24 protein-coding genes and 1 pseudogene are annotated in these 24892 nt (G+C 67.5%); 18 read left to right on the forward strand and 7 right to left on the reverse strand.

What is annotated here, in order from left to right:
* Positions 1 to 180: 180 nt before the first annotated feature.
* Positions 181 to 912: a DUF1906 domain-containing protein gene (locus C5E41_RS12740; RefSeq protein ID WP_104376031.1), complete on the forward strand. Its 732-nt coding sequence runs from the start codon at positions 181 to 183 to the stop codon at positions 910 to 912.
* Positions 913 to 941: 29 nt separating this feature from the next.
* Here C5E41_RS12740 and C5E41_RS12745 read toward each other — a convergent pair whose 3' ends face one another.
* Positions 942 to 1352: a hypothetical protein gene (locus tag C5E41_RS12745; protein ID WP_439956417.1), complete on the reverse strand. Its 411-nt coding sequence runs from the start codon at positions 1350 to 1352 to the stop codon at positions 942 to 944.
* 102 nt (positions 1353 to 1454) lie between these two features.
* The gene (locus tag C5E41_RS12750; protein WP_258080927.1) at positions 1455 to 2333 is read right to left on the reverse strand and encodes an Rv1157c family protein; all 879 of its coding nucleotides are present in this window, start codon (positions 2331 to 2333) and stop codon (positions 1455 to 1457) included.
* A gap of 373 nt (positions 2334 to 2706) precedes the next feature.
* Here C5E41_RS12750 and C5E41_RS12755 point away from each other — a divergent pair.
* Positions 2707 to 4011 (forward strand): annotated as a pseudogene (locus C5E41_RS12755) (mannosyltransferase); the annotation flags it as partial.
* 6 nt (positions 4012 to 4017) lie between these two features.
* Here C5E41_RS12755 and C5E41_RS12760 read toward each other — a convergent pair.
* The gene (locus C5E41_RS12760) at positions 4018 to 4311 is read right to left on the reverse strand and encodes a 4a-hydroxytetrahydrobiopterin dehydratase (RefSeq protein WP_030514860.1); all 294 of its coding nucleotides are present in this window, start codon (positions 4309 to 4311) and stop codon (positions 4018 to 4020) included.
* 29 nt (positions 4312 to 4340) lie between these two features.
* The gene (locus tag C5E41_RS33840) at positions 4341 to 4517 is read right to left on the reverse strand and encodes a hypothetical protein (protein WP_181063218.1); all 177 of its coding nucleotides are present in this window, start codon (positions 4515 to 4517) and stop codon (positions 4341 to 4343) included.
* 161 nt (positions 4518 to 4678) lie between these two features.
* On the opposite strand from C5E41_RS33840, the gene typA reads away from it, so the two are divergent.
* The 8 genes from typA (at position 4679) to C5E41_RS12795 (ending at position 13607) form a co-directional block, all read left to right on the forward strand.
* Positions 4679 to 6580 carry a translational GTPase TypA gene (gene typA / locus C5E41_RS12765; RefSeq protein WP_104376033.1) on the forward strand — a complete coding sequence of 634 codons (1902 nt, stop codon included), beginning with the start codon at positions 4679 to 4681 and terminating at the stop codon, positions 6578 to 6580.
* Between the two features lie 195 nt (positions 6581 to 6775).
* Positions 6776 to 8557 (forward strand): ABC transporter family substrate-binding protein, encoded by a 1782-nt coding sequence (locus C5E41_RS12770; RefSeq protein WP_258080928.1) that lies wholly within the window; start codon positions 6776 to 6778, stop codon positions 8555 to 8557.
* Complete coding sequence (gene mshB / locus C5E41_RS12775) at positions 8554 to 9453, forward strand: N-acetyl-1-D-myo-inositol-2-amino-2-deoxy-alpha-D-glucopyranoside deacetylase (RefSeq protein WP_258080929.1); 900 nt, start codon at positions 8554 to 8556, stop codon at positions 9451 to 9453. The genes C5E41_RS12770 and mshB overlap by 4 nt, the downstream gene beginning before the upstream one ends.
* A gap of 37 nt (positions 9454 to 9490) precedes the next feature.
* Entirely contained in the window at positions 9491 to 9673 is a 183-nt protein-coding gene (locus tag C5E41_RS33280) for a hypothetical protein (protein WP_146097529.1), read from the forward strand.
* Positions 9670 to 10104 carry a hypothetical protein gene (locus tag C5E41_RS12780; RefSeq protein WP_258080930.1) on the forward strand — a complete coding sequence of 145 codons (435 nt, stop codon included), beginning with the start codon at positions 9670 to 9672 and terminating at the stop codon, positions 10102 to 10104. The genes C5E41_RS33280 and C5E41_RS12780 overlap by 4 nt, the downstream gene beginning before the upstream one ends.
* Before the next feature lie 253 nt (positions 10105 to 10357).
* On the forward strand, positions 10358 to 12853 hold the full coding sequence (locus C5E41_RS12785; protein ID WP_258080931.1) for a sensor histidine kinase: 2496 nt from the start codon (positions 10358 to 10360) through the stop codon (positions 12851 to 12853).
* On the forward strand, positions 12846 to 13235 hold the full coding sequence (locus C5E41_RS12790; protein ID WP_030514865.1) for a roadblock/LC7 domain-containing protein: 390 nt from the start codon (positions 12846 to 12848) through the stop codon (positions 13233 to 13235). Before C5E41_RS12785 ends, C5E41_RS12790 begins: the two co-directional genes overlap by 8 nt.
* Before the next feature lie 6 nt (positions 13236 to 13241).
* Entirely contained in the window at positions 13242 to 13607 is a 366-nt protein-coding gene (locus C5E41_RS12795) for a DUF742 domain-containing protein (RefSeq protein ID WP_104376035.1), read from the forward strand.
* Positions 13608 to 13681: 74 nt separating this feature from the next.
* Here the strand turns inward: C5E41_RS12795 and C5E41_RS12800 are convergent, their stop codons facing one another.
* A complete protein-coding gene (locus C5E41_RS12800) occupies positions 13682 to 13912 on the reverse strand; it encodes a hypothetical protein (RefSeq protein ID WP_146097530.1) in 231 nt (76 codons plus the stop codon).
* 376 nt (positions 13913 to 14288) lie between these two features.
* On the opposite strand from C5E41_RS12800, the gene C5E41_RS12805 reads away from it, so the two are divergent.
* From C5E41_RS12805 to C5E41_RS12825, 5 genes are all read left to right on the forward strand, one after another.
* Positions 14289 to 16901 (forward strand): bifunctional FO biosynthesis protein CofGH, encoded by a 2613-nt coding sequence (locus C5E41_RS12805; RefSeq protein WP_104376037.1) that lies wholly within the window; start codon positions 14289 to 14291, stop codon positions 16899 to 16901.
* A 208-nt stretch (positions 16902 to 17109) separates the two neighbouring features.
* Positions 17110 to 17433 carry a ferredoxin gene (gene fdxA / locus C5E41_RS12810; protein WP_030514872.1) on the forward strand — a complete coding sequence of 108 codons (324 nt, stop codon included), beginning with the start codon at positions 17110 to 17112 and terminating at the stop codon, positions 17431 to 17433.
* Positions 17434 to 17447: 14 nt separating this feature from the next.
* A complete protein-coding gene (gene dapC / locus C5E41_RS12815; protein ID WP_104376123.1) occupies positions 17448 to 18554 on the forward strand; it encodes a succinyldiaminopimelate transaminase in 1107 nt (368 codons plus the stop codon).
* A 112-nt stretch (positions 18555 to 18666) separates the two neighbouring features.
* A complete protein-coding gene (gene pruA, locus C5E41_RS12820) occupies positions 18667 to 20304 on the forward strand; it encodes an L-glutamate gamma-semialdehyde dehydrogenase (RefSeq protein ID WP_104376038.1) in 1638 nt (545 codons plus the stop codon).
* Positions 20305 to 20338: 34 nt separating this feature from the next.
* Positions 20339 to 21289: a proline dehydrogenase family protein gene (locus C5E41_RS12825; protein WP_104376124.1), complete on the forward strand. Its 951-nt coding sequence runs from the start codon at positions 20339 to 20341 to the stop codon at positions 21287 to 21289.
* A gap of 1 nt (position 21290) precedes the next feature.
* Here the strand turns inward: C5E41_RS12825 and C5E41_RS12830 are convergent, their stop codons facing one another.
* Positions 21291 to 22157 (reverse strand): oxygenase MpaB family protein, encoded by an 867-nt coding sequence (locus C5E41_RS12830; RefSeq protein ID WP_104376039.1) that lies wholly within the window; start codon positions 22155 to 22157, stop codon positions 21291 to 21293.
* A gap of 166 nt (positions 22158 to 22323) precedes the next feature.
* Between C5E41_RS12830 and C5E41_RS12835 the strand changes: the two genes are divergently transcribed.
* Entirely contained in the window at positions 22324 to 22968 is a 645-nt protein-coding gene (locus tag C5E41_RS12835; protein ID WP_104376040.1) for a TetR/AcrR family transcriptional regulator, read from the forward strand.
* Between the two features lie 23 nt (positions 22969 to 22991).
* Here C5E41_RS12835 and C5E41_RS33285 read toward each other — a convergent pair whose 3' ends face one another.
* Positions 22992 to 23333: a hypothetical protein gene (locus tag C5E41_RS33285; protein ID WP_146097531.1), complete on the reverse strand. Its 342-nt coding sequence runs from the start codon at positions 23331 to 23333 to the stop codon at positions 22992 to 22994.
* Between the two features lie 245 nt (positions 23334 to 23578).
* Between C5E41_RS33285 and C5E41_RS12845 the strand changes: the two genes are divergently transcribed.
* Positions 23579 to 24463, forward strand: a complete 885-nt coding sequence (locus C5E41_RS12845; protein WP_104376125.1) for a helix-turn-helix domain-containing protein — start codon at positions 23579 to 23581, stop codon at positions 24461 to 24463.
* Entirely contained in the window at positions 24460 to 24678 is a 219-nt protein-coding gene (locus C5E41_RS12850; protein ID WP_104376042.1) for a DUF397 domain-containing protein, read from the forward strand. Before C5E41_RS12845 ends, C5E41_RS12850 begins: the two co-directional genes overlap by 4 nt.
* Positions 24679 to 24892 lie beyond the last annotated feature (214 nt).

Genomic DNA, 24892 nt, shown 5'->3' on the forward strand with positions numbered 1-24892 from the left:
TAGCGGTTCATATGTGCATGTGGTGAAATGAGTTTACGTTCGAGGCTTCCGGCGCGTGGATGGCAGCAGTGTTGTCGTCGGGGAAGGCGCGCCGGACACGCTTGCGTTTCCACCGGTCCGCGAGGTGGTGGCCGGCATCAGGTGAGATCTCTATATCGCTGCAGCGCGAAGGAGTTTTCGATGCGTTCCGTTCCGATGACCCGCCGCACCCTGTTCGGGTATGCCGGTGCCGCCGCGACCGCCGCCGGGGTGGCCGCGCTCGCTCCCGCCGTCCTCGCGCCGATCGCCACGGCCGACAATGTCCTCGGCACCCTGCTCGACTATGCCGGCGGCGTGCCCGACGCGGCGGCTATCCGCGCCGCGGGACATGCCGGCGCGATTCGATATGTCTCCGACCGGCGCCCGGGCGCGGAGTGGATGGCGGGAAAGCCGTTGCGCGCGAGCGAGGTCGACGCGCTGCACGCGGCCGGGCTCACCGTGGTGTCGTGCTACCAGTTCGGCAAGGGTGCCACCGCGGACTGGAAGGGCGGGCTCGAGGCCGGCAAGCGCCACGCTGACCGCGGTCTGCGGCTGCACCGCGAGGCGGGCGGGCCCGACGGGGTGCCGATCTACGCCTCCATCGACGACAACCCGACGCCGGTCGATTTCGCCACCCTCATCGCGCCGTACCTCGAGGGCTGGAAATCGGTGCTCGGCAACGAGAATGTCGGTGTCTACGCCAATGCGCCGACCATCGAACTGGCCAAGGTCGCCGGCCTGGGTTCCTGGTACTGGCAACACAATTGGGGCACCCCGAAGGGGTTCGTACACCCTGCGGCGAATCTGCACCAGGTCGAAATCGACGATCGCACGGTCGACGGCGTGGGAGTGGATGTGAACAACATCCTCACCGCGCAGTACGGGCAATGGTGATCACGAGCGCGTGGTGAATCGGCAGCTACCTACGTTTGGCAGTGGCAGGTGGGGTCGGCGAGAAGATCGGGTTCGTCCGGGACGACCGTCAGCGCCGGCCGCGCCTCGGGTGCGTCGCGCACGCCCATCCACGACAGCAGCGACCATCGCGACAGGCCCGCGAAGGCCGAGCCGAGGCTGAAGAACGAGCCCACCGAACCGACCGACAGCACCGATCCGACGCTGCCGATCGACAGGACGGAGTAGGCCGAGCCGATCGAGAGGATCGATCGTTCGGATCGGAGCGACAGGATCGAGCGATGCGAGCGGGTGGACAACACCGATCGATAGGAGCGTCGCGACAGCACCGAATGCCCGGCTTTCCCACGCCGCCCGCGGGAGGCGGCGCCGGTGTCCGACGTGGTGGGTGCAGACCGTTCGAGCTGATCGACAGTCGACATACCTAGCGGTCTACCACAGTCCGGGACATCCCATGGCGCATTGACAGCAAGCGGCCCGGAGTGTCGCCTTCGCGACATCTCCGGGCCGTCGGGAGCTCGAGATCAGTTCTGCGGGCGGACCGCTGCGGGCTGCCGCACCACGTGCGCGGCGGGCACCGTGCCGGCCGGGTTCACCGGCGCCGCGGCCTGGGCGGCACCCGGCGCCACCGTGAACAGACCCAGCGTGGGCAGGAAGGAGCAGGTAATCGGCGCCTGATCGGCGGCCGGCTGGGTGGTCAGGGAACCCGCGATCACGGAGACGACGCGACCCGGGCCGGTGTCGACGATGGCCGACAGAGTGGCCGGACCGTCGGGGTTGATGTGCGCCTCGTCGGTCAGCGCCACGGTGCCGCCGCGGTGGTTGTCCAGGTTGTACCACTGGACGGTCATCGGCGGATTCTGCTGCGGTGTGAGACCTTTGGTGCCCAGCGCGGTGAAGACGAAGCCGGCCTGACCGGCGGCCGGTCCGGGCGGGGGCAGTTCGGCCGGGCCCGGAACGGCGAGTGCGGTGCCGACCGAGTCGGAGCCGGGGCCGATGCAGTTCTTGCCGATGGTCGGGTACAGGAACTGCGCGATGGCCGGACCGTTCTTCGGGATTTCGGGCCCGCCGCCACCGCTGCCGTTGAGGAAGGCGACGATGGCCTGCAAAGTCTGCTTGACCTGCGGCGGCAGATTGGACTGCTCGAGCAGCTGGATCGCTTGATCGAGGATGGTCTGAGCGCCCGGCGAGGCGATATTGCCGGCCTGGGCGGCAGCGCCGACGATGGCCGGAGCCAGCGACGCGATCGCATCGACCGGAACGCCCTCCGGGACCAGCGGAACATCAACGGCCTGGGCCTTCGGTGCCGGTTCGGCAACCGCGATCGTCGACGCGGCGATTGTCGCGCCGGCTGTCAGGGCCAGCACGGACAATGCGAACCGCGTTCCTCTGGTGCGAAGCACTGGTGTTGCCGTCCTTAACCTCGGGGTTACCTCGTCATGCGATGCGAGAACATCGGGCGATGCGGGCATCGCTTCGCGACACTCTAAAGACAGTGCCGCCGTATTGTACAGCCGTGAGTGTGATCTTGCCTGCACTGCTCGGTAATTCCGATTACCCGCTCCGGCGAGTTATCAGAACATAGCGCGACCGCAGGGTTACGCAAGTGAACAGTGATGCCTTTGTTACTGAGTTTTTGGCCTCCGCTTCGCTTCGGCGGGGGCTCGGCCCCGTGGGTCTCGTTTTTTTTTTCACTCCGCTGCCGCTCCTCGATCGAGGCGGGCCGAGACCCACCGAGGCTGTACGTAATCGTCGACGTATGCCCGGGGGTTCGCACGCCGGGAAGCGAAGGCAGAATTACAGCCCGTGACCCGACACCTCCGTTTGGCCGACATCCGCGTGGCCGGGGCTGTTCTGGCCGTATCGGTCGTGGCCCGTCTGGTGCTGATGTTCGTGCTTCCGCACGGGCTCGACGTGGTCGACCTGCGCGTCTACGTCGAGGGCGCGGCTAATTTGGGCAGTGGGCATCTCTACGACTTCGTGTATGCCGACAAGACTCCGGATTTCCCCCTTCCCTTCACCTATCCGCCCTTCGCCGCGGTGGTGTTCTATCCGCTGCATTTCCTGCCGTTCGGGCTGGTGACCCTGCTGTGGTTCGGGTTGATCGTGGCGGCGCTGTACGCATCCGTGCGGATCACGTTCGCGCTGTTGCGGGGTCCGGCGGCGGCCGGACCGGATCGGCGGGCGGCGGCGATGCTGTGGACTGCGCTGGGGCTGTGGTTGGAGCCGACGCGGACGACACTGGACTACGGACAGGTGAATGTGTTCCTGCTGCTGGCCGGGCTGGCGGCGGCGTATGCCGCGCGCTGGTGGCTGTCGGGGCTGCTGGTGGGTGTGGCCGCGGGAGTCAAGCTGACGCCGGGGATCACCGGCTTGTATTTCCTGGCGCAGCGACGGTGGGCGGCCGCGGTGTGGTCGGCGGTGGTGTTCGCGGCGACGATCGGAGTGAGCTATCTGATCTCGCCGTCGGAGACCCGGACCTATTTCGGGCCGCTGATCGGCGATGCCAACCGCATCGGCCCGGTCGGCTCGGTGGTCAACCAGTCGCTGCGCGGGGCACTGAGCCGCATTCTCGGCCACGACGCGGGAGCACCCTGGCACGTGGCGGGGCATCGCATTCCGTTCGGGCCGTGGTGGCTGGGTGCGGTGCTGCTGACCGTGGTACTGGCCTGGTTCGCTTGGCGCGCGGTCGATTTCGGCGATCGTCTCGGAGTGCTGCTGGTGGTGCAGCTGTTCGGGTTGATGGTGTCGCCGATTTCCTGGTCGCACCACTGGGTGTGGTTGCTGCCGCTGATGATGTGGCTGGTGCACGGTCCGCTGCGTTCGATCACGGGGGCGCGGGTGGTGGCCGGATTCTGGCTGGTCACCACCGCGGTCGGCATTCCGTGGATCCTGACCTTCTTCCAGCCGACGATCTGGGAGATCTCTCGCCCGGCCGTCCTGGCCTGGCTGGGCGCGATCTACGTTTTCGGCGTGGTCGCGACCTACCTGTGGATCATCTGGGCGGGCGCGCAGCGCAAGCGGCCGGGCGCACCGGCGCCAGCGCCCGCGGTCGCGGCGGGTTCGGTCCGGGCGGGTTAGGCCGGTTCAGCTCTGGTCGGCCAGGCGGTCGATCTGGCCCGCCAGCGCGAGGTCCTTGCGGGTGATGCCGCCCTCGGAGTGGGTGGAGAGGGTGAAGGTGACCCGCCGCCACCGAATATCGATATCGGGGTGGTGGTTGACCTTCTCGGCGGATTCGGCCACTCGTCGCACCAGTTCGATGCCGGCCATGAAGGACGGGGCTTCCACGGTTCGGGAGATGCTGCTGCCGGTGTGGGTCCAGGCGGGTAGTTCACGCAACCCAGTGGCGATCTCACTGTCGGAGAGCAATGGGGTACTCATACTCTCGGTTCTACCCCAGCGGTCGCGGCTCAGGCCGCACGCGCGAGTTTGAGAGCCTTTTCGAGATCTTTGCCCTTGACCCCGGCGGCCTGGCACTTCTTCATTTTCGAGACCACGACAGGGCATTTCAGGCAGCGCTTCTTCTTACGGCAGCACTTCTTCTTCGGTGTGAGGTGTGCGACCTCCTTGGCCTTCACCTTGCCCATGCGGCCCAGGGTAACCAACCATGACGCCGGAAACGGCGGCCGACCGGGTTTCGGTACTGTGTAGCTGGCCGCATGTCCGGTGAGATCAATCCACCTGCCTTGTTCGGACCCGCTACGGCGCGGGTCGGCCGCAACCCATTCATTCAGCAGGAGGATTCAACGTGTCGTCTGTCGAGTTCCGCAATGTCGCCATTGTGGCTCATGTCGACCACGGCAAGACGACGCTGGTCGACGCCATGTTGCGGCAGTCCGGTGCCTTCGCCGAGCGCGCCGAGCCGGTCGACCGGGTGATGGACTCCGGTGATCTGGAGCGAGAGAAGGGCATCACCATTCTCGCCAAGAACACCGCGGTACATCGTCATCACAGCGACGGGAGCGTCACTGTGATCAACGTCATCGACACCCCCGGTCACGCCGATTTCGGCGGCGAGGTCGAGCGCGGTCTGTCCATGGTCGACGGTGTCGTGCTGCTGGTCGACGCCTCCGAGGGGCCGTTGCCGCAGACCCGGTTCGTGCTGCGCAAGGCGCTGGCCGCCTCGCTGCCGGTGATCCTGGTCGTGAACAAGACCGACCGCCCCGACGCCCGGATCGAGGAGGTCGTCGAAGAGAGCCACGACCTGCTGCTGGATCTGGCCTCCGACCTCGACGACGAAGCGTCCGAGGCAGCCGAGCTGGCGCTGGACCTGCCGGTGCTCTACGCCTCCGGCCGCGAGGGCAAGGCCTCCACCCAGCGTCCCGAGAACGGCAGCGCGCCCGCCGCGGAGAACCTCGACGAGCTGTTCGAGGTGCTGCTGAAGTACGTGCCCGCGCCCAAGGGCGACCCGTCGGCCCCGCTGCAGGCGCACGTCACCAACCTGGACGCTTCGCCGTTCCTCGGCCGGATCGGCCTGGTCCGCATCCACAACGGCACCCTGCGCAAGGGCCAGAACGTCGCGTGGATGCACGGCGACGGCGTCAAGACCGTGAAGATCACCGAGCTGCTGCAGACCATCGGCGTCGAGCGCAAGCCGGGTGAGCAGGCCGTGGCCGGCGATATCGTCGCCGTCGCCGGCATTCCGGAGATCATGATCGGTGACACTCTCGCCGATGTGGAGAACCCGGTGGCGCTGCCGCGTATCACCGTCGACGAGCCGGCCATCTCGGTGACCATCGGCACCAACACCTCGCCACTGGTCGGCCGGGTGCAGGGCCACAAGCTGACCGCGCGGATGGTGAAGTCGCGGCTGGATCAGGAGCTGGTCGGCAACGTGTCGCTGCGGGTGCTCGACATCGGGCGCCCGGATGCCTGGGAGGTACAGGGCCGTGGTGAGCTGGCGCTGGCGATCCTGGTCGAGCAGATGCGCCGCGAAGGTTTCGAGCTGACCGTCGGCAAGCCGCAGGTGGTCACCAAACAGGTCGACGGCAAGGTGCACGAGCCGTTCGAAGAGCTGACCATCGATTGCCCGGACGAGTACCTGGGTGCGGTTACGCAGCTGCTGGCCGCTCGCAAGGGCAAGATGGTCCAGATGAGCAACCACTCCGCCGGGTGGGTGCGCATGGAGTTCATCGTCCCCTCGCGCGGTCTGATCGGTTTCCGCACCGACTTCCTCACCGAGACGCGCGGCACCGGCATCGCCAACGCGGTCTTCGACGGTTACGCGCCGTGGGCCGGTGAGATCCGCGCCCGCCACACCGGCTCGCTGGTCTCCGACCGTGCCGGCACGGTGACCCCGTTCGCGATGATTCAGCTCGCCGACCGCGGCCAGTTCTTCGTGGAGCCGGGCGCCGACACCTACGAGGGCCACGTGGTGGGTATCAACCCCCGCGCCGAGGATCTCGACATCAACGTCACCCGCGAGAAGAAGCTGACCAATATGCGCTCGGCCACCGGTGACGTGCTCGAGACACTGGCCAAGCCGCTGCAGCTGGACCTCGAGGGCGCGATGGAGTTCTGCGCCGCCGACGAGTGCGTCGAGGTGACCCCCGAGATCGTGCGCGTGCGCAAGGTGATCCTGGGCGCCACCGAGCGCGGCCGCGAGACGTCGCGCCGCAAGGCCCGCGACCGCGCCGCCCAGAACGCGTAGGCACACTTCCGCTGAGTCCGAGAGGCGCACGTCCAGAAGACGTGCGCCTCTCTGGATTCCAGGTGACAGCGCGTCCCAGGCATACATCTACGAGCCGTACACCATGGTGGGTTTCGGACCGAGGGGCCGAAACCCCGCCGGAACGAAGCGAAGGCCGAAAACATTAGAGTACGTCTCGTGATGTCGGGAGTTCGAATGCGTGCAGGGCGGCGCGTGGCACTGGTGCTGATGCTGGCGCTCGGAGTGCTCACCGCGTGCACCGCCAATCCGCCGCCGCCGATCGAGAGCACCGACAGCCCGAAGACGACTCCGGCGACGCCGACGAAGTCCACGGTAGTGGTGGCGGTGGACGATATCGGGATCGGATTCAATCCACATCTGCGGTCGAACCAGTCGCCGGCGACGAATGCCGTTGCGTCGATGGTGTTTCCGAGCCCGTTTCGTCCGGTGCCGTCGCCGACCGTGCCCGGGGGAACGGATTGGGTGCCGGATGCGGCGTTGATGGTGTCGGCGGATGTCACGCCATCGGATCCGTCGCAGCCGGACCTGTTCACGCTGACCTACAAGATTCAGAACCAGGCGTCGTGGTCGGACGGGGCGCCGATCGCGGCCGAGGATTTCCGGTATCTGTGGCAGCAGATGATCAGCCAGCCCGGGGTGGTGGATCCGGCGGGCTACCGGTTGATCAACGATGTGAAGTCCTCGGAGGGCGGCAAGACGGTCACGGTGGCGATGAGTCAGCCGTATCCGGCGTGGCGGCAACTGTTTTCGGATCTGCTGCCCTCGCATCTGCTCAAGGACGCACCCGGTGGATTCCAGCGGGCGCTGGCCGTGGAGCGTGGGCTGATCGATCAGAATCCGATCTCCGGCGGGCAGTTCCGGGTGAAGCAGGCCGACGCGGGCCGCGAGGAGATCCTGCTCGAACGCAACGATCGCTACTGGGGTACTCCGGCGGTGCCGGATCAGATTCTGTTGCGGCGCGGCGGAACTCCGGCGCAGCTGGCCGAATCGCTGCGCGCGGGTGACGCCCAGATGGCGCTGGTGCACGGCGGTGTCGCGACGCAGGCGCAGCTGGCGGCGATTCCGCAGGTGCGCACCGCGATCATGCCGCAGGCGCGGGAAATGCAGATGGTGTTGAACGGGCGCACCGGGGATCTGGCCGATCCGCGGGTGCGCCACGCGATGCTGGGTCTGCTCGATCCGGCGTTGCTGGCCTCGGTGGGCGCCGAGACCGGTGCGTGGGTGGATCCGGTGCGGGCGCAGATTCTGGCGCCCTCGGATCCGGGATACGCGCCGACGGCCCCGCCGCGGCCGTCTCCCGATCAAGCGTTCGGGCTGCTGGCCGAGGCCGGATTCGGCCGTGCGCCTGAGTCTCCCGCGTCGGGTAATCCGACGACTTCGCCGGCGCCGCAGCCGCGTCCGGTCGCCAAGAACGGCCGCACCCTGACCATCCGGATCGGCGCGGTCGACAAGGATCCGACCACGCTGGCCGTCGCGAATACCGCTGCCGACCAGCTGCGCAGCGCCGGAATCGACGCGTCGGTGCGCAGCCTGCCGGCCGATGAGCTCTACGGCAAGGATCTCGCGGAGGGAACCGTCGACGCGGTGGTCGGCTGGGAGCGGGCCGGCGAGGATCCGGCGACGATCCTGGCCTCGCGGTACGGCTGCCCGCCGGTGGCCGCGCCCGGTCAGCAGGACACCTCGCAGACCGATGCCATCCGCAAGGCGCCGAGCAATGTGTCCGGGATCTGTGATCCGTCGCTGCAACCGCAGATCGATGCGGCGCTGCGCGGGGTGGATGTGCCCAAGGCGATCGGTGATGCGGAGCCGAAGCTGTGGGATCTGGCGACCGTGCTGCCGATCGTGCAGGACACCGGCGTCGCCGCGGCGAGTTCGCGGATGGACGGGGTCTCGCTGAGCGGTTCGATACAGGTCGGGATCTTCGGCGGCGCGAGTACCTGGCGGCGGCTGTCGTGACCGCAACCGGCGGACTGGTTCTGGTACACGCCCATCCCGACGACGAGTCGATCACCACCGGCGGCACCATCGCGCACTACCGCGCCCGCGGCGTTCCGGTGACCGTGGTGACCTGCACGCTGGGCGAGGAGGGCGAGGTCATCGGCGAGCGTTGGCAACAGCTCACCAGCGCGCACGCCGATCAGCTGGGCGGCTTCCGCATTCACGAGCTGACCGCCGCACTGGCCGCCCTCGGTGTCGAGGCGCCGCATTTTCTCGGCGGGGCGGGGCGCTGGCGGGATTCGGGGATGACCGGTACGACCGCCGACCCCGAGCCCCTGGTGCCGACGCACCCGCGTGCCTTCGTCGATTCCGGGCCGGCCGCCGTCGCGGAGTTGAGCGAGGTGCTGGTGCGGCTGCGCCCGCGCGTGGTGGTGGGCTACGACCCGCGTGGCGGTTACGGCCATCCGGACCATATGCGTGCCCACCGGGTGACCATGGACGCGGTGGCCGCGGCGGCCGAAAAGGGTTGGGACACACCGAAGGTGTACTGGACGGTGACCGACGCCGACGTGCTGCGCCGGCATACCGAGGCCTTGGCCCGCCGCACGGTCGACCGTCTGCCCGGGGCCTTGCCGAGCGGATGGCGGTTGCCGGCGCTCGGCGAGCTGGCATGTGTGGCGAGTGAGACCGTGACCACCACGATCGATGTCTCGGATGCGCTGGCGGCCAAGCGCGCCGCCTTGCGCGCGCACGCCACTCAGGTGACGGTCGCGCCATCGGGCCGCGAATTCGCGCTGTCGAACAATATTGCCCAGCCGGTGCTGCCGGAGGAGCACTACGTGCTGGTGCGTGGGCGTCTGGGGCCGGTGGGCCCGGACGGACACGAGGACGATCTGTTCGCCGGACTGGATTGACCACGGGAGCCGGTGCCGGGGGCCGGCCGGATCGTGGGTGCTTCGGCTTAGACTGCTGGGCATGTACAACTGGAGCCTGCAGGACGCCATCGTCGCGTTCGTCGAGAGCCAGAAGCCGAACTGGCAGGCGCAGCACGATCTGTACCTGTCCGTGCTCTACGGATTCGTCGATCTGCAGAGTCATCTGTTGACCCTGCTCGGCTTCCCGCCGGCACCGTGACGGCCGCGACAACCAGCCGGACCGCCTATGTGCCCGGCGGGTCGAAGTATGCCTGGCCGCTGCTCGGCGGCGTGCTGGCGGTGGTGCTGGTGTTCGACGGGCTGCTTTCGGTCGTGCTCGAAGTGCTCTATCTGCCGCTCTACGTCGGCGCCACGCCATTCCCGATCGCGGCCTTGGTCGCCGCGGTGGTGAACGTGCTGCTGGTGCGAGGAATGGGTGTGGTCGTGACGCGCCCGGCCGCGATGGGGCTGCCGGTGATCGCGTGGCTGTTCGGGTTCCTGATCTGCTCCACCACCGGGCCCGGCGGCGATGTGCTGCTGACCGACTCGTGGACCTCTCCGCTGCTGCTGGCGTGCGGCATCGTGCCGGTGGGTCTGTATCTGTTCCGCCGCGCGTTCCTGCGCCCGAAAGCCACGCCCGCCACGCTCTGAACCGGTGCCGGTCGCCGGAAGGGCACTGCCGGAAAGAGATATCGGCGAACCGCCGTAGCGGGCCGGAGGGTCGGTTAATCTCTCAGGCGTTATATGTGTTCTGCCGCCCGCCGGGCGGTGCGGTTAGGAAGTGGGGGACGGTTGCTCAGCTGGCCGTTTGGCGCGGGTGCGCCCAGATCCGAATGCACGCGGATATCGCCCGACAACAGGAAGATCACCCGTGGTTGAGTGGTCGAAGTTTCCTGGATTGCCTGTGAACACAAAGCATTCGCGCCGGCTCGGACTGATGAGCCGGGGTGTGCGTGGGCGGGTCAGTGTGCGCGTGCGCCTGCTCGCGATCGTGCTGATCTCCAGCGTCACGTTGCTCGCCATCGGCGTGGGCGCGGCGGCGTATCTGGTGCGGTCGGGCCGCGATGCCCGGCAGTGGGCCGAACTGGCCAGCAGCACCGCGGCTCCCGCGGTCGCCATCATGGAGACCTTCGGTGAGGAACGCCGGCTCTCGATGCTGCAGTTGGCGGGTGATCCCAGCGCCACAGCGCAATTGCCGGCGGCGCGGCAGCGTTCGGATGCGGCGCTGGCCGCCCTCACCGCCAAGGGCGATGAAGCGCAGAAGATGAATCCGGACAACTCCGGAGCCGATATCGCCGCCTACGGACAGCTGCTCGCGCAGTTGCCGCTGGTGCGGCGCGGCATCGATTCCGGTCAGGCGCCCGCCGATCAGGTCTTCGGGTTGTTCAGCCGTTTCACCGCGGCGATCATCGATGCCTTGATGCTGGCGGCCCGGGTCGCGCCGGATGCCGGCATCGCTGTCCAACTCGGATATGCCGTCCAGGTGATGCGCGCCGCGGAGGCGCTGTCCGAAGCCACGACGTGGGGTGAATATTTCCTGGTGACAGGCACTTCGACGCCCGCGCAGTGGACTCGGTACACCAATTACCTGGGTGAATTCCGCGGCCAGATCGCCTATTCGCTGTCGGTGCTGAAGGGCCGACGCGCGGATCAGCTCGACACGATCGTGAACAGTCCGGCGTGGGCCCAGATCAACGAGATGGCCGATGCGATCGCCGCCCGCGGTCCGATGCCGGCCACCGACGATGCCGACGCGAGTACGCGGGCCGGCGATACCGCACATGCGCGCACGACCCGGCAGACCGCGAAGCCGCTGCCGATGACCCTGCAGGCCTGGCAGGACGGCTCGGCGCAGATCGCTTCCGGACTGCTGACGCTGTGGCAGGACAAGAGCCGGGACGCACATGCCGAGGCGCGGGATCAGGGTGACCGCACCGCCACCGGGTCGCTGGCCGGCGGCGGTGCGGTGTTGCTGGTGTCGATTCTGGCTTTCCTCGCCTCGCTGGTGCTGGCGAACCGGTTCATCGGCCGGATGCGCCGATTGCGGCGCGACACACTGGAATTGGCCGATGAGCGGCTGCCCGACATCATGCGCCGGGTGTCGGCGGGCGAGACGGTGGACGCCCCGCTGGAGGTGTCGCGGCTGGACTTCGGTTCCGACGAACTCGGCCAGGTCGCGCAGGCGTTCAACCGGGCGCAGGTGGCGGCGGTATCGGCCGCGGTCGCGGAATCGAATACCCGCGCTGGTATCAACACGATCTTCCTGGATATCGCCCATCGCAGCCAGGCGCTGGTGCATCGTCAGTTGGCGCTGCTGGACCAGGCCGAGCGGCGCGAGGAGAATGCCGACCAGCTCGAATTGCTCTTCCAGCTCGACCATTTGGCGACTCGTGCCCGCCGCAATGCCGAGAATCTGATCATCCTCGGTGGTAAGCAGCCCGGCCGGCGCTGGCGCAATCCGGTGCCGCTGATCGAGGTGATTCGCGGCGCGGTCGCGGAAAGCCTGGACTACACCAGAATTCGCATCGGCCGCATTCCACGCACCCGGGTGATGGGCACCGCGGTCGCTGACCTGATCCACCTGCTGGCCGAACTGATGGACAACGCCACTTCGTATTCGCCGCCGCAGGCGCGGGTGGAGGTGCATGCCGCGGTGGTGGGGCGCGGGGTCGCGGTGGAGATCGTCGACCAGGGGCTGGGCATGACCGCCGACGAACTCGACCGGCGCAACGAGATGCTGTCGCATCCGCCGGAGTTCAGCGTGGCCGCACTCTCCAGCGACACCCGGCTCGGACTGTTCGTGGTCGCGAAACTGACCAATCGCCACGGCATTTCGGTGAAGCTGCGCGAGTCGGTGTACGGCGGCGTGTGCGCGGTGGTGCTGATCGGCACGCCGGTGCTGGAAGCCGGCGATGCGAACGGTACGGAGTTCGAGGATCCGGGACCCGCCACCGGGGAGTTCGCCGTGCTCGGACCGGTCACCAGCGCTTCCGCCGCCCGCGCCGAAGTGGTTGTCGCCGAGGATGTTCCGGTGGTGACCGAGGCGACGACGCCACCGGCCGCCGATCCGGACCCGGGCCCACGACGCTCGGCCTGGTTCACCCCGGTCTCGGAGCGCATCGATTCCGCGCCCGCGACCGGAGTGTTCGGTGCGCCCGTGACCACTCCGGGCGTGGTTCGCGCCGACGAGGGACGCCCGCCGCTGCCGCGCCGGGTGCGTTCGGCCGAACGCGCCGATACTCCCGCGCCCGGCACGAATACCGTTCGGCAACGCACCGCCGATCAAGCTCGCAACCTGATCAGCGCCGTCGAGCAGGGCACTCGGCAGGGCCGCCGACCCGCTGCCGAAACCGGCTCCACGGCATCACATTTCGATACAGACGAGGGTGAAGATGGCTAATCCCAACCGAAGTGACGTCGGCTGGCTGCTCGATGATCTGGTGAAGGGTCTCACCGGGGTCCGCTACGCGGTCTTGCTGTCCACCGACGGACTGCTGCTGGGTAACTCCTCGGAGCTCGAGAACTCCGATGCCGAGCGATTCTGTGCGATGGCTTCCGCGCTGCACAGCCTGGCCCGCAGCGCCGGACACCATTTCGACGCCGGCGGTGTCTGCCAGACCATGGTGGAACTCGACCGGGCGGTGCTGTTCATCACCGCCGCGGGCGACAACGCCTGCCTGGGCCTGCTGGCCGCCGACAACGCCGATCTGGGCATGGTCGCGTATGCGATGAACCAGACCGTGCAGCGGGTCGGTTCACATCTCGCCGTCGACCGACGATGAGTCACCGTGAACGACGGTGACGCCTGGTTCGACGACGAGGCCGGACCGCTGGTCCGGTTGTACGCGGTCACACAGGGGCGTGGCCGCAGCAACCGGCCGGAGCTGGATATGCTGACCCTGGTGGTCGATATCGGCCGGGGCGCGGCGCTGCGCCGCCACGAACCCGAGTACGCCGCCATCGTGGAGTTGTGCCGCACACCGCAGTCGGTCGCGGAAGTCGCTGCGCGGCTGGAACTTCCGTTGACGATGACGAAGGTGCTCGTCGGCGACCTCATCGACGACGGGCGCCTCGAATACCGCCAGCCCCGTCAGGATGAGGCATTCGACGTCGGCCTGCTACAGGCGCTGCTGGACGGCATTCGCGGGCTCTGACACGGCTCAGCGCAACCCTGCCGCGAGGCGTTTCGCGCTCATCCGGGCGATCGCCTCGATCGAGACCATCGGATTCACCCCGGACGCGTCCGCACCCGCGTAATCGACGCAACTCGGCTCTCCTGGTTGAACCACCCCGTCCGCGTGTAGACCGCCGTGTCGGTCACCTCCCACCGATGCGCCGCATACCGCCACACCGGCACGACCCCGACGCTGGACACCGCGGCGACCACCGGCGCCGCCACCCGACCGAGCGCCCACCCCCGATGCGAGCCGTCCAGCACCACCCATACCAGCCCACCCACAGCACGAACGTCCAGAAGATCGCCGGCCCGGCCGCCCGCAACTGCGGTGCCCGCCGACTGGCCCGCCACGCCGGAGACACGGAATCGGGCAGGAGGGTCCGTGTGTTTGCGGTCACGCAACGCCGCGCAGAACCGGGCAAGCGGTGTAGCCGGTCTCGCGCCGCGGACGCGCCGTCGGGGTTGCCGCCGTACCAGCCGATCCCGGAGGCCTCGCGTCCCGCGATGCCTGGACGGCTGGAAGGCTCTCACCAGCGCACTCGTCCGCGGTGTCGGTCGGGGCGCAAACTGGTCGCCCGAAGCAGGAATAACCCGTGAAGGCCCCTGGGTTGTCTCACGTCACAGGGCACCGAAGGGAGAACACTCGGATGGTTGGCGCATGATCGACGGCGTGAACGAACAACCGCACACTGGGCTACCGACTCCTGGTGTACCGCCCGTTCCGCCGAGTTCTTCGGCCATGCGCAGAGCCTTGCGGCGTGCGCGCGACGGGGCGACGCTCAATCTCGACGAGGCCGTGGTGCTCCTGCATGCGCGCGGTGCGGATCTCGAGGATCTGGCCGCGTCGGCGGTGCGGGTGCGGGATGCGGGGCTGCGGGAGACGTATTCCGGGGACACCCTGCCCATTACCTATTCCCGCAAGGTGTTCATTCCGCTCACCCGCCTGTGTCGCGACAAATGTCATTACTGCACGTTCGTGACGGTGCCCGGCAAGCTGCGCGCCGAGGGCCACGGCATGTATCTGGAACCCGACGAGGTGCTCGAAATCGCCCGTAAGGGTGCCGAATTGGGTTGTAAGGAAGCGCTTTTCACGCTGGGTGATCGCCCGGAGGATCGCTGGCCGGAGGCGCGGCAGTGGCTGGACGAGCGCGGCTACGATTCCACGCTCGACTACGTGCGCGCCATGTCGATCCGGGTGCTCGAGGAAACCGGCCTGCTGCCGCATCTGAATCCCGGGGTGATGAGCTGGGCGGAGATGTCGCGGCTCAAGCCGGTCGCCCCGTCGATGGGCATGATGCTGGAGACCACCTCCGAGCGCCTGTTCACCGAGCGCGGTCAGGCGCATTACGGCAGCCCGGACAAGGATCCGCAGGTCCGGCTGCGTGCCCTCACCGATGCCGGACGGCTGAGCATCCCGTTCACCACCGGCATCCTCGTCGGTATCGGTGAGACCTACGCTGAGCGGGTCGACTCGATTCTGGCGATTCGTCAGTCGCACAAGGCTTTCGGGCATGTGCAGGAGGTGATCGTGCAGAACTTCCTGGCGAAGTCCGATACCGCCATGCGCGACACCCCCGATGCGGATCTGGCGGAGTTCCGCGCCACGATCGCGGTGGCCCGGTTGCTGCTGGGGCCCAAGATGCGGATTCAGGCTCCGCCCAATCTGGTGTCGCTCGACGAGTGCCGGGCCCTCATCGATGCCGGTATCGACGATTGGGGCGGGGTGTCGCCACTGACCCCGGACCATGTGAATCCCGAGCGGCCGTGGCCGAACCTGGAGGTGCTCGCCGAGGTGACCGCGCAGGCCGGCTATGTGCTGACCGAGCGGCTCACGGCGCATCCGAGATATGTGCTCGCCGGCAATCCCTGGATCGACCCCCGCGTGCTGGGACATGTTGGCGCACTGGCCGATTCGCGCACCGGTCTGGCCCGAGACGTGAATCCGTCCGGTCGCCCGTGGCAGGAACCCGACCAGTCCTGGGAGTCGCTGGGGCGGGTGGATCTCAACACCGCCATCGACACCGAGGGCCGCAATACCGAGGCCCGCAGCGATTCCGGGCTCGACAGCGACGGCCTCGGCGCCTTCGGCGACTGGGAAACCGTTCGGGAACAAGTACTTTCGCTCAGTGCCCCGGTGAAACTCGATACCGACGTGTTGGGCGCTCTGCGTGCCGCGGAGAAGGATCCGGCCGGGCTCACCGACGACCAGTACCTGGCGCTGGCCACCGCCGACGGCCCGGAACTCGACGCCATCGCCACGCTGGCCGATCAGCTGCGTCGCGACACCGTCGGCGACGACGTGACCTACGTGGTGAACCGCAATATCAACTTCACCAACATCTGCTACACCGGCTGCCGGTTCTGCGCGTTCGCGCAGCGCAAGGGCGATGCCGACGCCTTCACCCTCTCCGCCGACGAGGTCGCCGAACGCGCCTGGGAAGCGTATGTGGAAGGCGCGACCGAGGTGTGCATGCAGGGCGGCATCGATCCCGACCTGCCGGTCACCGGGTACGCCGATCTGGTGCGGGCGGTCAAGAAGCGGGTGCCGTCGATGCATGTGCACGCGTTCAGCCCGATGGAGATCGTCAACGGCGCCTCACGCGGCGGGCAGAGTGTGCACGATTGGCTCTCGGCGCTGAAAGAGGCCGGACTGGACACGATTCCGGGCACGGCGGCGGAGATTCTCGACGACGAGGTGCGCTGGGTGCTCACCAAGGGCAAGCTGCCCACCTCGGCGTGGATCGACGTCATCACCACCGCACACAAACTCGGTATTCCGTCGAGCTCGACGATGATGTACGGCCACGTCGACAATCCGAAGCACTGGGTCGGCCACCTGCGGGTGCTGCGCGGTATCCAGGACGAGACCGGTGGGTTCACCGAATTCGTGCTGCTGCCGTTCGTGCACCAGAGCGCGCCGCTGTATCTGGCGGGCGCCTCGCGGCCGGGGCCGACGATCCGGGACAATCGCGCCGCGCACGCGCTGGCCCGCATCATGCTGCACGGACGCATCGCCAATATCCAGACCAGCTGGGTGAAGCTGGGCATCACCGGCACCCAGGTGATGCTCAACGGCGGCGCCAACGATCTGGGCGGTACGTTGATGGAGGAGACCATTTCCCGGATGGCCGGATCGGAGCACGGCTCGGCGAAGTCGGTGGCCGAACTGGTCGAGATCGGCGCCGGGATCGGTCGCCCGGTGCGGGAGCGCACCACCACCTACGGGATACCGAAACACCAGGTGTCGGCCCTGCCGCTGACGGTTGGCTGATCCGGCGGCCCCGGCGAATTGGACACCTGCCGGTCCGGCGAATGAGGTACCGCCGGACCGGGTTGGGGCACATCGCCGGAGGCGGGTGTGTCGCATCCCGTCGGGATCGACAAGTTAGGCAAGGCTGACCAGTTGTAATGTGAGTCCCCGGGATACTGTTGCGCGGGCGGAAGTGTCCCGTAGGCAAGGACAGACTAGGAGAACGGCAGTGCCGTACATCATCGCTGAACCGTGCGTTGACGTGAAGGACAAGGCGTGCATCGAGGAATGCCCCGTGGACTGCATCTACGAGGGCAATCGCATGCTGTACATCCAACCCGACGAGTGCGTGGACTGTGGTGCATGTGAGCCGGTGTGCCCGGTGGAAGCGATCTTCTACGAGGACGACACTCCGGACCAGTGGAGCGGGTACATCAACGCGAACGTCGACTTCTTCGACGACCTCGGCTCGCCCGGCGGCGCAACCAAGGTCGGCAAGACCGACTACGACGTGCCGTTCATCGCCGCGCTGCCGCCGATGGCGAACGAGTAGGTAGCGCCTCGGTGATCCGCGATCGTGTGCGGGTCAGCAGTTTGCTGCCCGATTTTCCCTGGGACACCATCGCCGGGGCCAAGGCTCGCGCCGCGGCGCATCCCGACGGCATCGTCGACCTGTCGGTGGGCACGCCGGTCGATCCGGTCGACCCGCTGATCCGCGCCGCGCTCGATGCGGCCGCCGACGTACCCGGTTATCCCGCCACCTACGGCACTCCCGAATTGCGGGAGGCCGCGGTAGCGGCGGTCGCGCGCCGCTTCGGCATGTCCGGCATCGGCTCCGATGCGGTGCTGCCGGTGATCGGCACCAAGGAACTGATCGCCGGATTGCCGCGACTGCTGGGCCTCGGCCCCGCCGATCTGGTCGTGATTCCCGAGGTGGCGTATCCGACCTACGAGGTGGGTGCGCTGCTGTCGGGTTCGCGAATCCTGCGGGCGGACGGCATGACTCGGCTCGGCCCCGAATCGCCGGCGCTGATCTACCTGAACTCGCCGTCCAACCCCACCGGCCGGGTGCTCGGCATCGACCATCTGCGTAAGGTGGTGTCCTTCGCCCGCGAACGCGGCGCGATCGTCGCCTCCGACGAGTGCTACCTGGGCCTGACCTGGGATGCCGAGGCGGTATCCATCCTCGACCCGCGCGTCAGCGACGGCGACCACACCGGTCTGCTGGCCATCCACTCGCTGTCGAAGACGTCGAATCTGGCCAGCTACCGGGCCGGTTTCGTCACCGGCGACGTCGAGTTGATCCGGGAGCTGCTGGAGGTACGCAAACATTCCGGCATGATGGTCCCGTACCCGATCCAGGCTGCGATGACCGCGGCGCTGGCCGACGACCGGCACGAGGCGCAGCAGCGCGAACGCTACCGCGCCCGCCGCGAGGTGCTGCGAAAGGCGTTGGAGGAGGCGGGTTTCCGCATCGACCACTCCGAGGCCGGCCTGTACCTGTGGTCCACGCGCGGCGAGAACTGCCGCACCACGCTGGACTGGCTCGCCGAGCGCGGTATCCTCGCCGCACCCGGTGACTTCTACGGCCCCACCGGCACCGAGCACGTGCGCATCGCCCTGACCGCGACCGACGAGCGCATCGCGGCCGCGGCGGTCCGGCTGTCCGCCTGAGACGGCGGCCGGGTCGCGCCCAGGCTCGGTCAGCAATCGACCGGCGACGCGACGCGCGTCGTACTCGTCGGTTTACCGCGGCATCACCCTGTTGCGGGACTAGCCTGGCGTTATGGACGCTGTCACGGTTGTCCCGACTCCGGCGAACGAGCCGGTTCACTCGTATGCGCCGGGGAGCCGGGAACGAGAACTACTGATCGGCAAACTCGCCGAGATTTCCGGGCGAACGGTCGATGTGCCGCTCGTGATCGGCGGCAAGCATCGGCCGGGGACCGGGCCCCGCTCCGAGATCGTGATGCCGCATCGGCACGCGCACGCGCTGGGCACCTACGCCGATGTGACGCAGGAGGAAGGCCGCGCCGCGATCGAGGCCGCGACGGCCGCGGCGCCGCAGTGGCGGGCACTGCCGTTCACCGAGCGCGCCGCGGTGCTGCTGCGGGCCGCCGATCTGCTGGCCGGGCCGTGGCGGGAGACGGTGGCCGCCGCGACCATGCTGGGGCAGTCGAAATCGGTGTATCAGGCCGAGATCGACGCACCCTGTGAGCTGGTGGACTTCTGGCGGTTCAACGTCGCCTTCGCGAGCCACATCCTGGCACAGCAGCCGGAATCGTCTGCGGGGGTGTGGAATCGGATGGATTATCGCCCGCTCGAGGGATTCGTCTACGCGATCACCCCGTTCAACTTCAGCGCGATCGCTGGGAATCTGCCGACCGCGCCCGCGCTGATGGGCAATACCGTGGTGTGGAAGCCCTCGCCCACCCAGACGCTGGCGGCGTATTACACGATGCGGGTGCTCGAGGAGGCCGGGCTGCCGCCGGGTGTGATCAATCTGGTCACCGGTGACGGCATCGAACTGTCCGAGGTCGCGCTGACCGATCCGCGCCTGGCCGGTATCCACTTCACCGGCTCGACCCGCACCTTCCAGCACCTGTGGCAGCGGGTGAGCACGAATATCGGTCTCTACCACGGATATCCGCGGTTGGTGGGGGAGACCGGCGGGAAGGATTTCGTTCTGGCGCACCGCTCGGCCGATCCGGACGCGTTGCGCACCGCGCTGATTCGCGGCGCCTACGAATATCAGGGACAGAAATGTTCGGCCGCCTCCCGCGCCTACATTCCGCGCTCGCTGTGGCGGGAGATGGGCGACGATTTCCTCACCCAGGTCGACGAACTGAGCTATGGCGATGTGGCCGATCTGACGAATTTCGGTGGGGCCGTGATCGATCGGCGCGCCTACGACAAGAGTGTCGCCGCGATCGAGCGGGCCCGCGCGGCCGGTCTGGGCCTACCGGCGGGTGGCACCTACGACGACAGTGAGGGCTTCTTCGTCGAGCCCACCGTGCTTCTCGCCGATACCCCGCGCGACGAGGCGTTCACCACCGAATACTTCGGCCCGATCCTGGCGGTGTACGTGTACGACGACGATCACCCCGAAGCCTTCGATTCGCTACTGGCGGAGGTGGATTCGGCCGCGCCCTATGCGCTGACCGGCGCGGTCTTCGCCCGCGATCGGACCGCGATCGACCGAGCCGCCACCACGCTGCGCTTCACCGCCGGCAATTTCTATATCAACGACAAGCCGACCGGCGCGGTGGTCGGTCAGCAGCCCTTCGGTGGTGCCCGCGCGTCCGGCACCGACGACAAGGCCGGGTCGTATCTGAATCTGCTGCGCTGGGTCGCGCCCCGCACGCTGAAGGAGACCTTCGTTCCACCGACCGATTACCGGTATCCGCACATGGAGTCGGAATGAACGGCGAACCGGCGGTCACCCCCGGCGGGTGGCGATGAACCCGCTGCGCCCCGCGATCCTCGCCGCCGCCGGATCGGTGCGGATGAAGCGGGCGATCACCGGGTTTCCGGTCACCGCCGAGGTCGTGCATCGGTTCGTGGCCGGGGAGACCCGCACCGACCTGGCCCCGGTCGTCGGCGAGCTGCTGAGCAGCGGCCGGATGGTGAGCGTGGACTTTCTCGGTGAGTACACGACCGAGCGCTCGATGGCCGACGACGCCGTCGCCGAATACCTCGCGTTGATCGATGATCTGGCCCGATGGAACCGCTGGCAAACGGCGCAACCCGTTGCGCCGGTGGAGGTTTCGGTGAAGCTCTCCGCGCTGGGGCAGTCGCTGGGACCGGCGGGCCCAGAGATCGCCACCGCGAATCTGCGGACCCTGTGCGAGCGGGCGCAGCAGGCGGGGGTGTGGATCACCGTCGACGCGGAGGACCACACCACTACCGAAACCACCGAGTCGACCGTGCACGGGGTGCGTGCCGACTATCCCTGGCTGGCGGTCGCCACCCAGACCTATCTGCGCCGCGCGCAGGATCGCTGCCGCCTCGCCGCGGCCGAGGGCGCGCGAATCCGGTTGTGCAAGGGCGCGTATCGCGAACCGGAGTATGTCGCCTACCAGCGCACCGCCGATGTGGACGAGTCGTATCTGCGGTGCCTGGAACTGCTCATGGCCGGTTCGGGGTATCCGATGGTCGCCACCCACGACCCGGTCATGATCACCGCCGCTCACGACATGGCCGGCCGGAACGGGCGCGCACCGGGCGATTTCGAATTTCAGATGCTCTACGGCATCCGCCCGCCCGAACAGCGACGCCTCGCCGAGGACGGGCACGCGGTGCGCGTCTACATCCCCTACGGCAACCAGTGGTACGGCTACCTGATGCGGAGGTTGGCCGAACGTCCGGCCAACCTCGGCTTCTTCCTCCGTGCCCTCGCCGAGCGCTGAATCAGACCAGCGGTCGCCCGAAGCGCCGGCGCAACCGCATATCCGCGAGATAGAAGTTGAACGGGAAGACCCGGATCACCGTGGGCATCCGCGTCCACACCGCCGAGATCGCGCGCAGGACGAACCGGAACCGGCGTTCGTCGCGCGCGGTCCAGCGCATCCCCATCTCGTCGCGCAGATGCTGCGGCAGCAGGGCGGTGACGGTGAAGCGATGGAAACGCCCGGCCAGCACCTGAATCACGCGCGGCTGCATTCTCAGGTCGATCAGATCGTTGAAGTAGCGGCGCACCGGCTCGTCGATGGCCTTCGTCGCGAGGTTCTCATCCCAGAACGCGGAGAACGCGTCCCGGTCGGCCGGCCACATCTCCGGGCGCATCTGCAGCCCGGTGCCGAGCCGGACGCTGTAGCGGTAGAAACGCTCGGCGAGTTCGGGATCCATCGGTCCCCGCATGCGCCGGTACAGATCGTCGACGCCCCAGTACAGGCAGGCCGCCACCCACAACTGCAACTTCGGATCGAAGGCGTTGTACTTGACCGGGCTGTTCGGTCCCGAACGCACCGGGCGGTGTGAGGCGTTGACCGCCTCCCGATAGCTCCGCACGTCCTCGTCGTTGCCCAGCCAGGCCACGGCCAGATAGGTCAGCGTGGTGCGCAGCCGCTTGAGCGGGTGCAACGTCACCTTGCCGCTGTCGACCGTGCTCTCCAGTACGCCGTAGCCGACCGGCGGATGGCTGAGCTGCATGATCACGTTCGCGGCACCGCCCAGGAAGGCGGCCACGCCGTCGATGTGTTCGCGCACCGTCTCCGGGGTCAGCTCGTCGCCCGGAATCTCGGGCAGCGGCTCGGTCGCGCGCAGGGGGGCGGTCATCGTCGACTCGTCTCCTGTTCCTCCCCGCCGGATCGGCGAGAGAATATGAGAAGCTTTCGTATAAACCTTCTCATCGGCATGGCATCGTGTCAATCGAGGCCGCTGACCATATGGGATGATGAGAGCGTCACCGTGTCCGCGACCCGGGCGAACGAGAGGAACCACCATGACCGGCTCGACCAGACTGTCGACTCGGCTCCTGCCGCTGGTTCGCGGCGCGGGTCCGGAAGACCGCAATCAGACCACGGTACTCGACGCGGCACTGCTGGCTTTCCTCGATTTCGGCATCAAACGCACCAGCATGGTCGAGGTCGCGCGGCGCGGCCGGCTGTCGCTGGCGACGCTGTATCGGCGCTTCGCCGGCAAATCCGATCTGATTCAGGCCGTCGGGCTATGGCAGGCACGCCAGTTCGTGGAACAGGTCGACGCCGCGGTGCAGCGCCAGATCGATCGCGACGCCAGCGCCGAGGATCAGATCGTCGAACTGTTCGTCGCCTTCCTGGACGGGTTGCGCGGCAACAAACTGCTGGACCGGCTGCTGACCACCGAACCGGAGGTCGTGCTGCCCTATCTCACCGTGCAGGGCGCGCCGGTGATCGAGCTGGGGCGCGACTACGTCGCCGAATTCATCACCCGCCTCCAGTCGGAAGGCAAACTGCCGCAGTATGATCCGCTGCCGCTGGCCGAGCTGGTCGCGCGCAACGCGCTCTCGCTCGCACTGACTCCGCAGACGCTGATCCCGGTGGACGACGAGGCCGCCTGCCGCCAGTTCGCCCGCGACCACGTGGTCCCCGGTTTCCGGATTTCCTAGTCGCTGATCCTGGTGCAAGATCGTCACGGCATCAGCCACAGCCGTTCGCATGGAAGCCGGCCGCAGCGCCCGTCGGGTGGTGCGAATACGACGGCGCCGCAGCGCCCGTATCTGCGCCAGTGATCGGCGAAGCGGCGGGCAGCCGATTCGCAGGCCACGAACGTGAGCGGATGCGGACTGCCGGCGGTGAGGTGGATCGACAGCATGAGGTCCGGCTCGTCGGGTCGTGGTGATATCGGTTCTGCCGCAAGGGATTCGTGGTAACTCACGGATGAAATCTGTTGTGCGAGTGTTAGACTGAGGTATCGGGTGCCGAGTACCTCGGCGCTATGGCATTCGCTTGACGCATTGGTCTGCTGTTCCATTGCTGTCTTCGTGACCTCTCCAGATCTTCGCGGCGGTGCCACGCCGCGAACCGGTTCATAGGGCCGGACCCGTGCCTCGGGGGTTGCCGGGTGAGCGCGCACAGAACATCACGATCGAGCTGTGGGGACCGGCGGAGATGGATTTCCCGGGGGCACTTGGGCGTATCGCCTGCACGATCCCCAAGAATCCGGGACGAGTCCGGTCCGGATCGAAGCTCCTCGAACCCGAGAAGGAGATAGTCGACATGTCAGAACCCGGCAGTACGGTACCCAGGCGGCAACTCGGCCGATACCTTCGCGACCTGCGATCACAGACCGGGATGACGCTTCACGAGGTTGCGCAGAAGGCCGAGATCAGCGCGAGTACGGTGCAGCGCTACGAGCACGGCCGCTTCCCGGCCAAACTCCGATCGGCGGACATCCGCGAACTCTGCGCGGTCCTCGGCGCGGACGAAACCCTGACCGCAGCGTTGGAAGGGCTTGCGCAGCAGGCGAACGCGCAGAATTGGTGGCATGAATACGACGATGTGATCCCCCAGGACTTCGACGTCTACATGGGGTTGGAGGCGGCGGCGGAGCGGTTGGTGGTCTACTCGCCGGACGCGGTGATCGGATTGCTCCAAACTCCGGACTACGCACGAGTATTGACGCTCGGGGTATATCCCGACGCTACTCCGGAAGAGATCGCGCAGCGCGTGCACATGCGCATGCGCAGGCAGTCTCTTATCACTCGTCGGCGCGGTGCAGCGGAACTGGGCGTGGTATTGGGTGAGGCGGCGATTCGGCGGGTGGTCGGCGGGCCACGCGTGATGGCTGCTCAGTTGAGGCGCCTTGCCGATATGAGCACGATGCCGAACGTGTCGTTGCGAATCTTGCCCTTCTCTGCGGGCATGCCGCTCGGTGTGGCCTTCAATCGATTCATTCTTCTGCGATTTGGCAACGACGCCAAGGGCCACCCGATGGAACCTCCGATCGTCTACCTCGAACACTCGACGGGCGGAATGTATTTGGAGAAGCCGAATGATGTCCGTCACTACACTGAGGCGTACCAGGTCATGGAGCAGGCGGCTCTGGACGAGAGGGCAAGCCGGGACCTGTGTCGTCGGGTAGCGAGGGAGTTTGCAGCATGACCAGCAAGTACGACGTGGATCTATCGAATGCGCAGTGGTTCACCAGCAGCCGCACCAATGGCGGGCGGGAATGCGTTGAGGTCGCGTTCCTGGACGGCGGTCTCGTCGGAGTGCGGGACAGTAAGGACCGCACCCGGCCGCCGCTCGTGTTCACACCCGGCGAGTGGCGGGCATTCATCGGCGGCGCGAAGGACGGGGAGTTCGACCAGGCGTAGCGATCCGATGCGGGCCGCCGCAACACTTGCGATGCAAGGATTGGGGCGGTCGCGTCCTGTTCGAGGTCGTTTTCGGCATCGGATCGGCTGACTGCGCTGGGCATTCCGGGCTTGGCGCTGGCTGCGGCATACGGGCCATACTGACCGGAATGCGCCGGCCCCGTCGAAGGCAAAGATTGCCTGATCCGGTGTGCTGGTCCAGTTTACCTTGTCT

It is taken from the genome of Nocardia nova (genome assembly GCF_002933465.1).
GTDB classification, from domain to species: Bacteria; Actinomycetota; Actinomycetes; order Mycobacteriales; family Mycobacteriaceae; genus Nocardia; species Nocardia nova_B.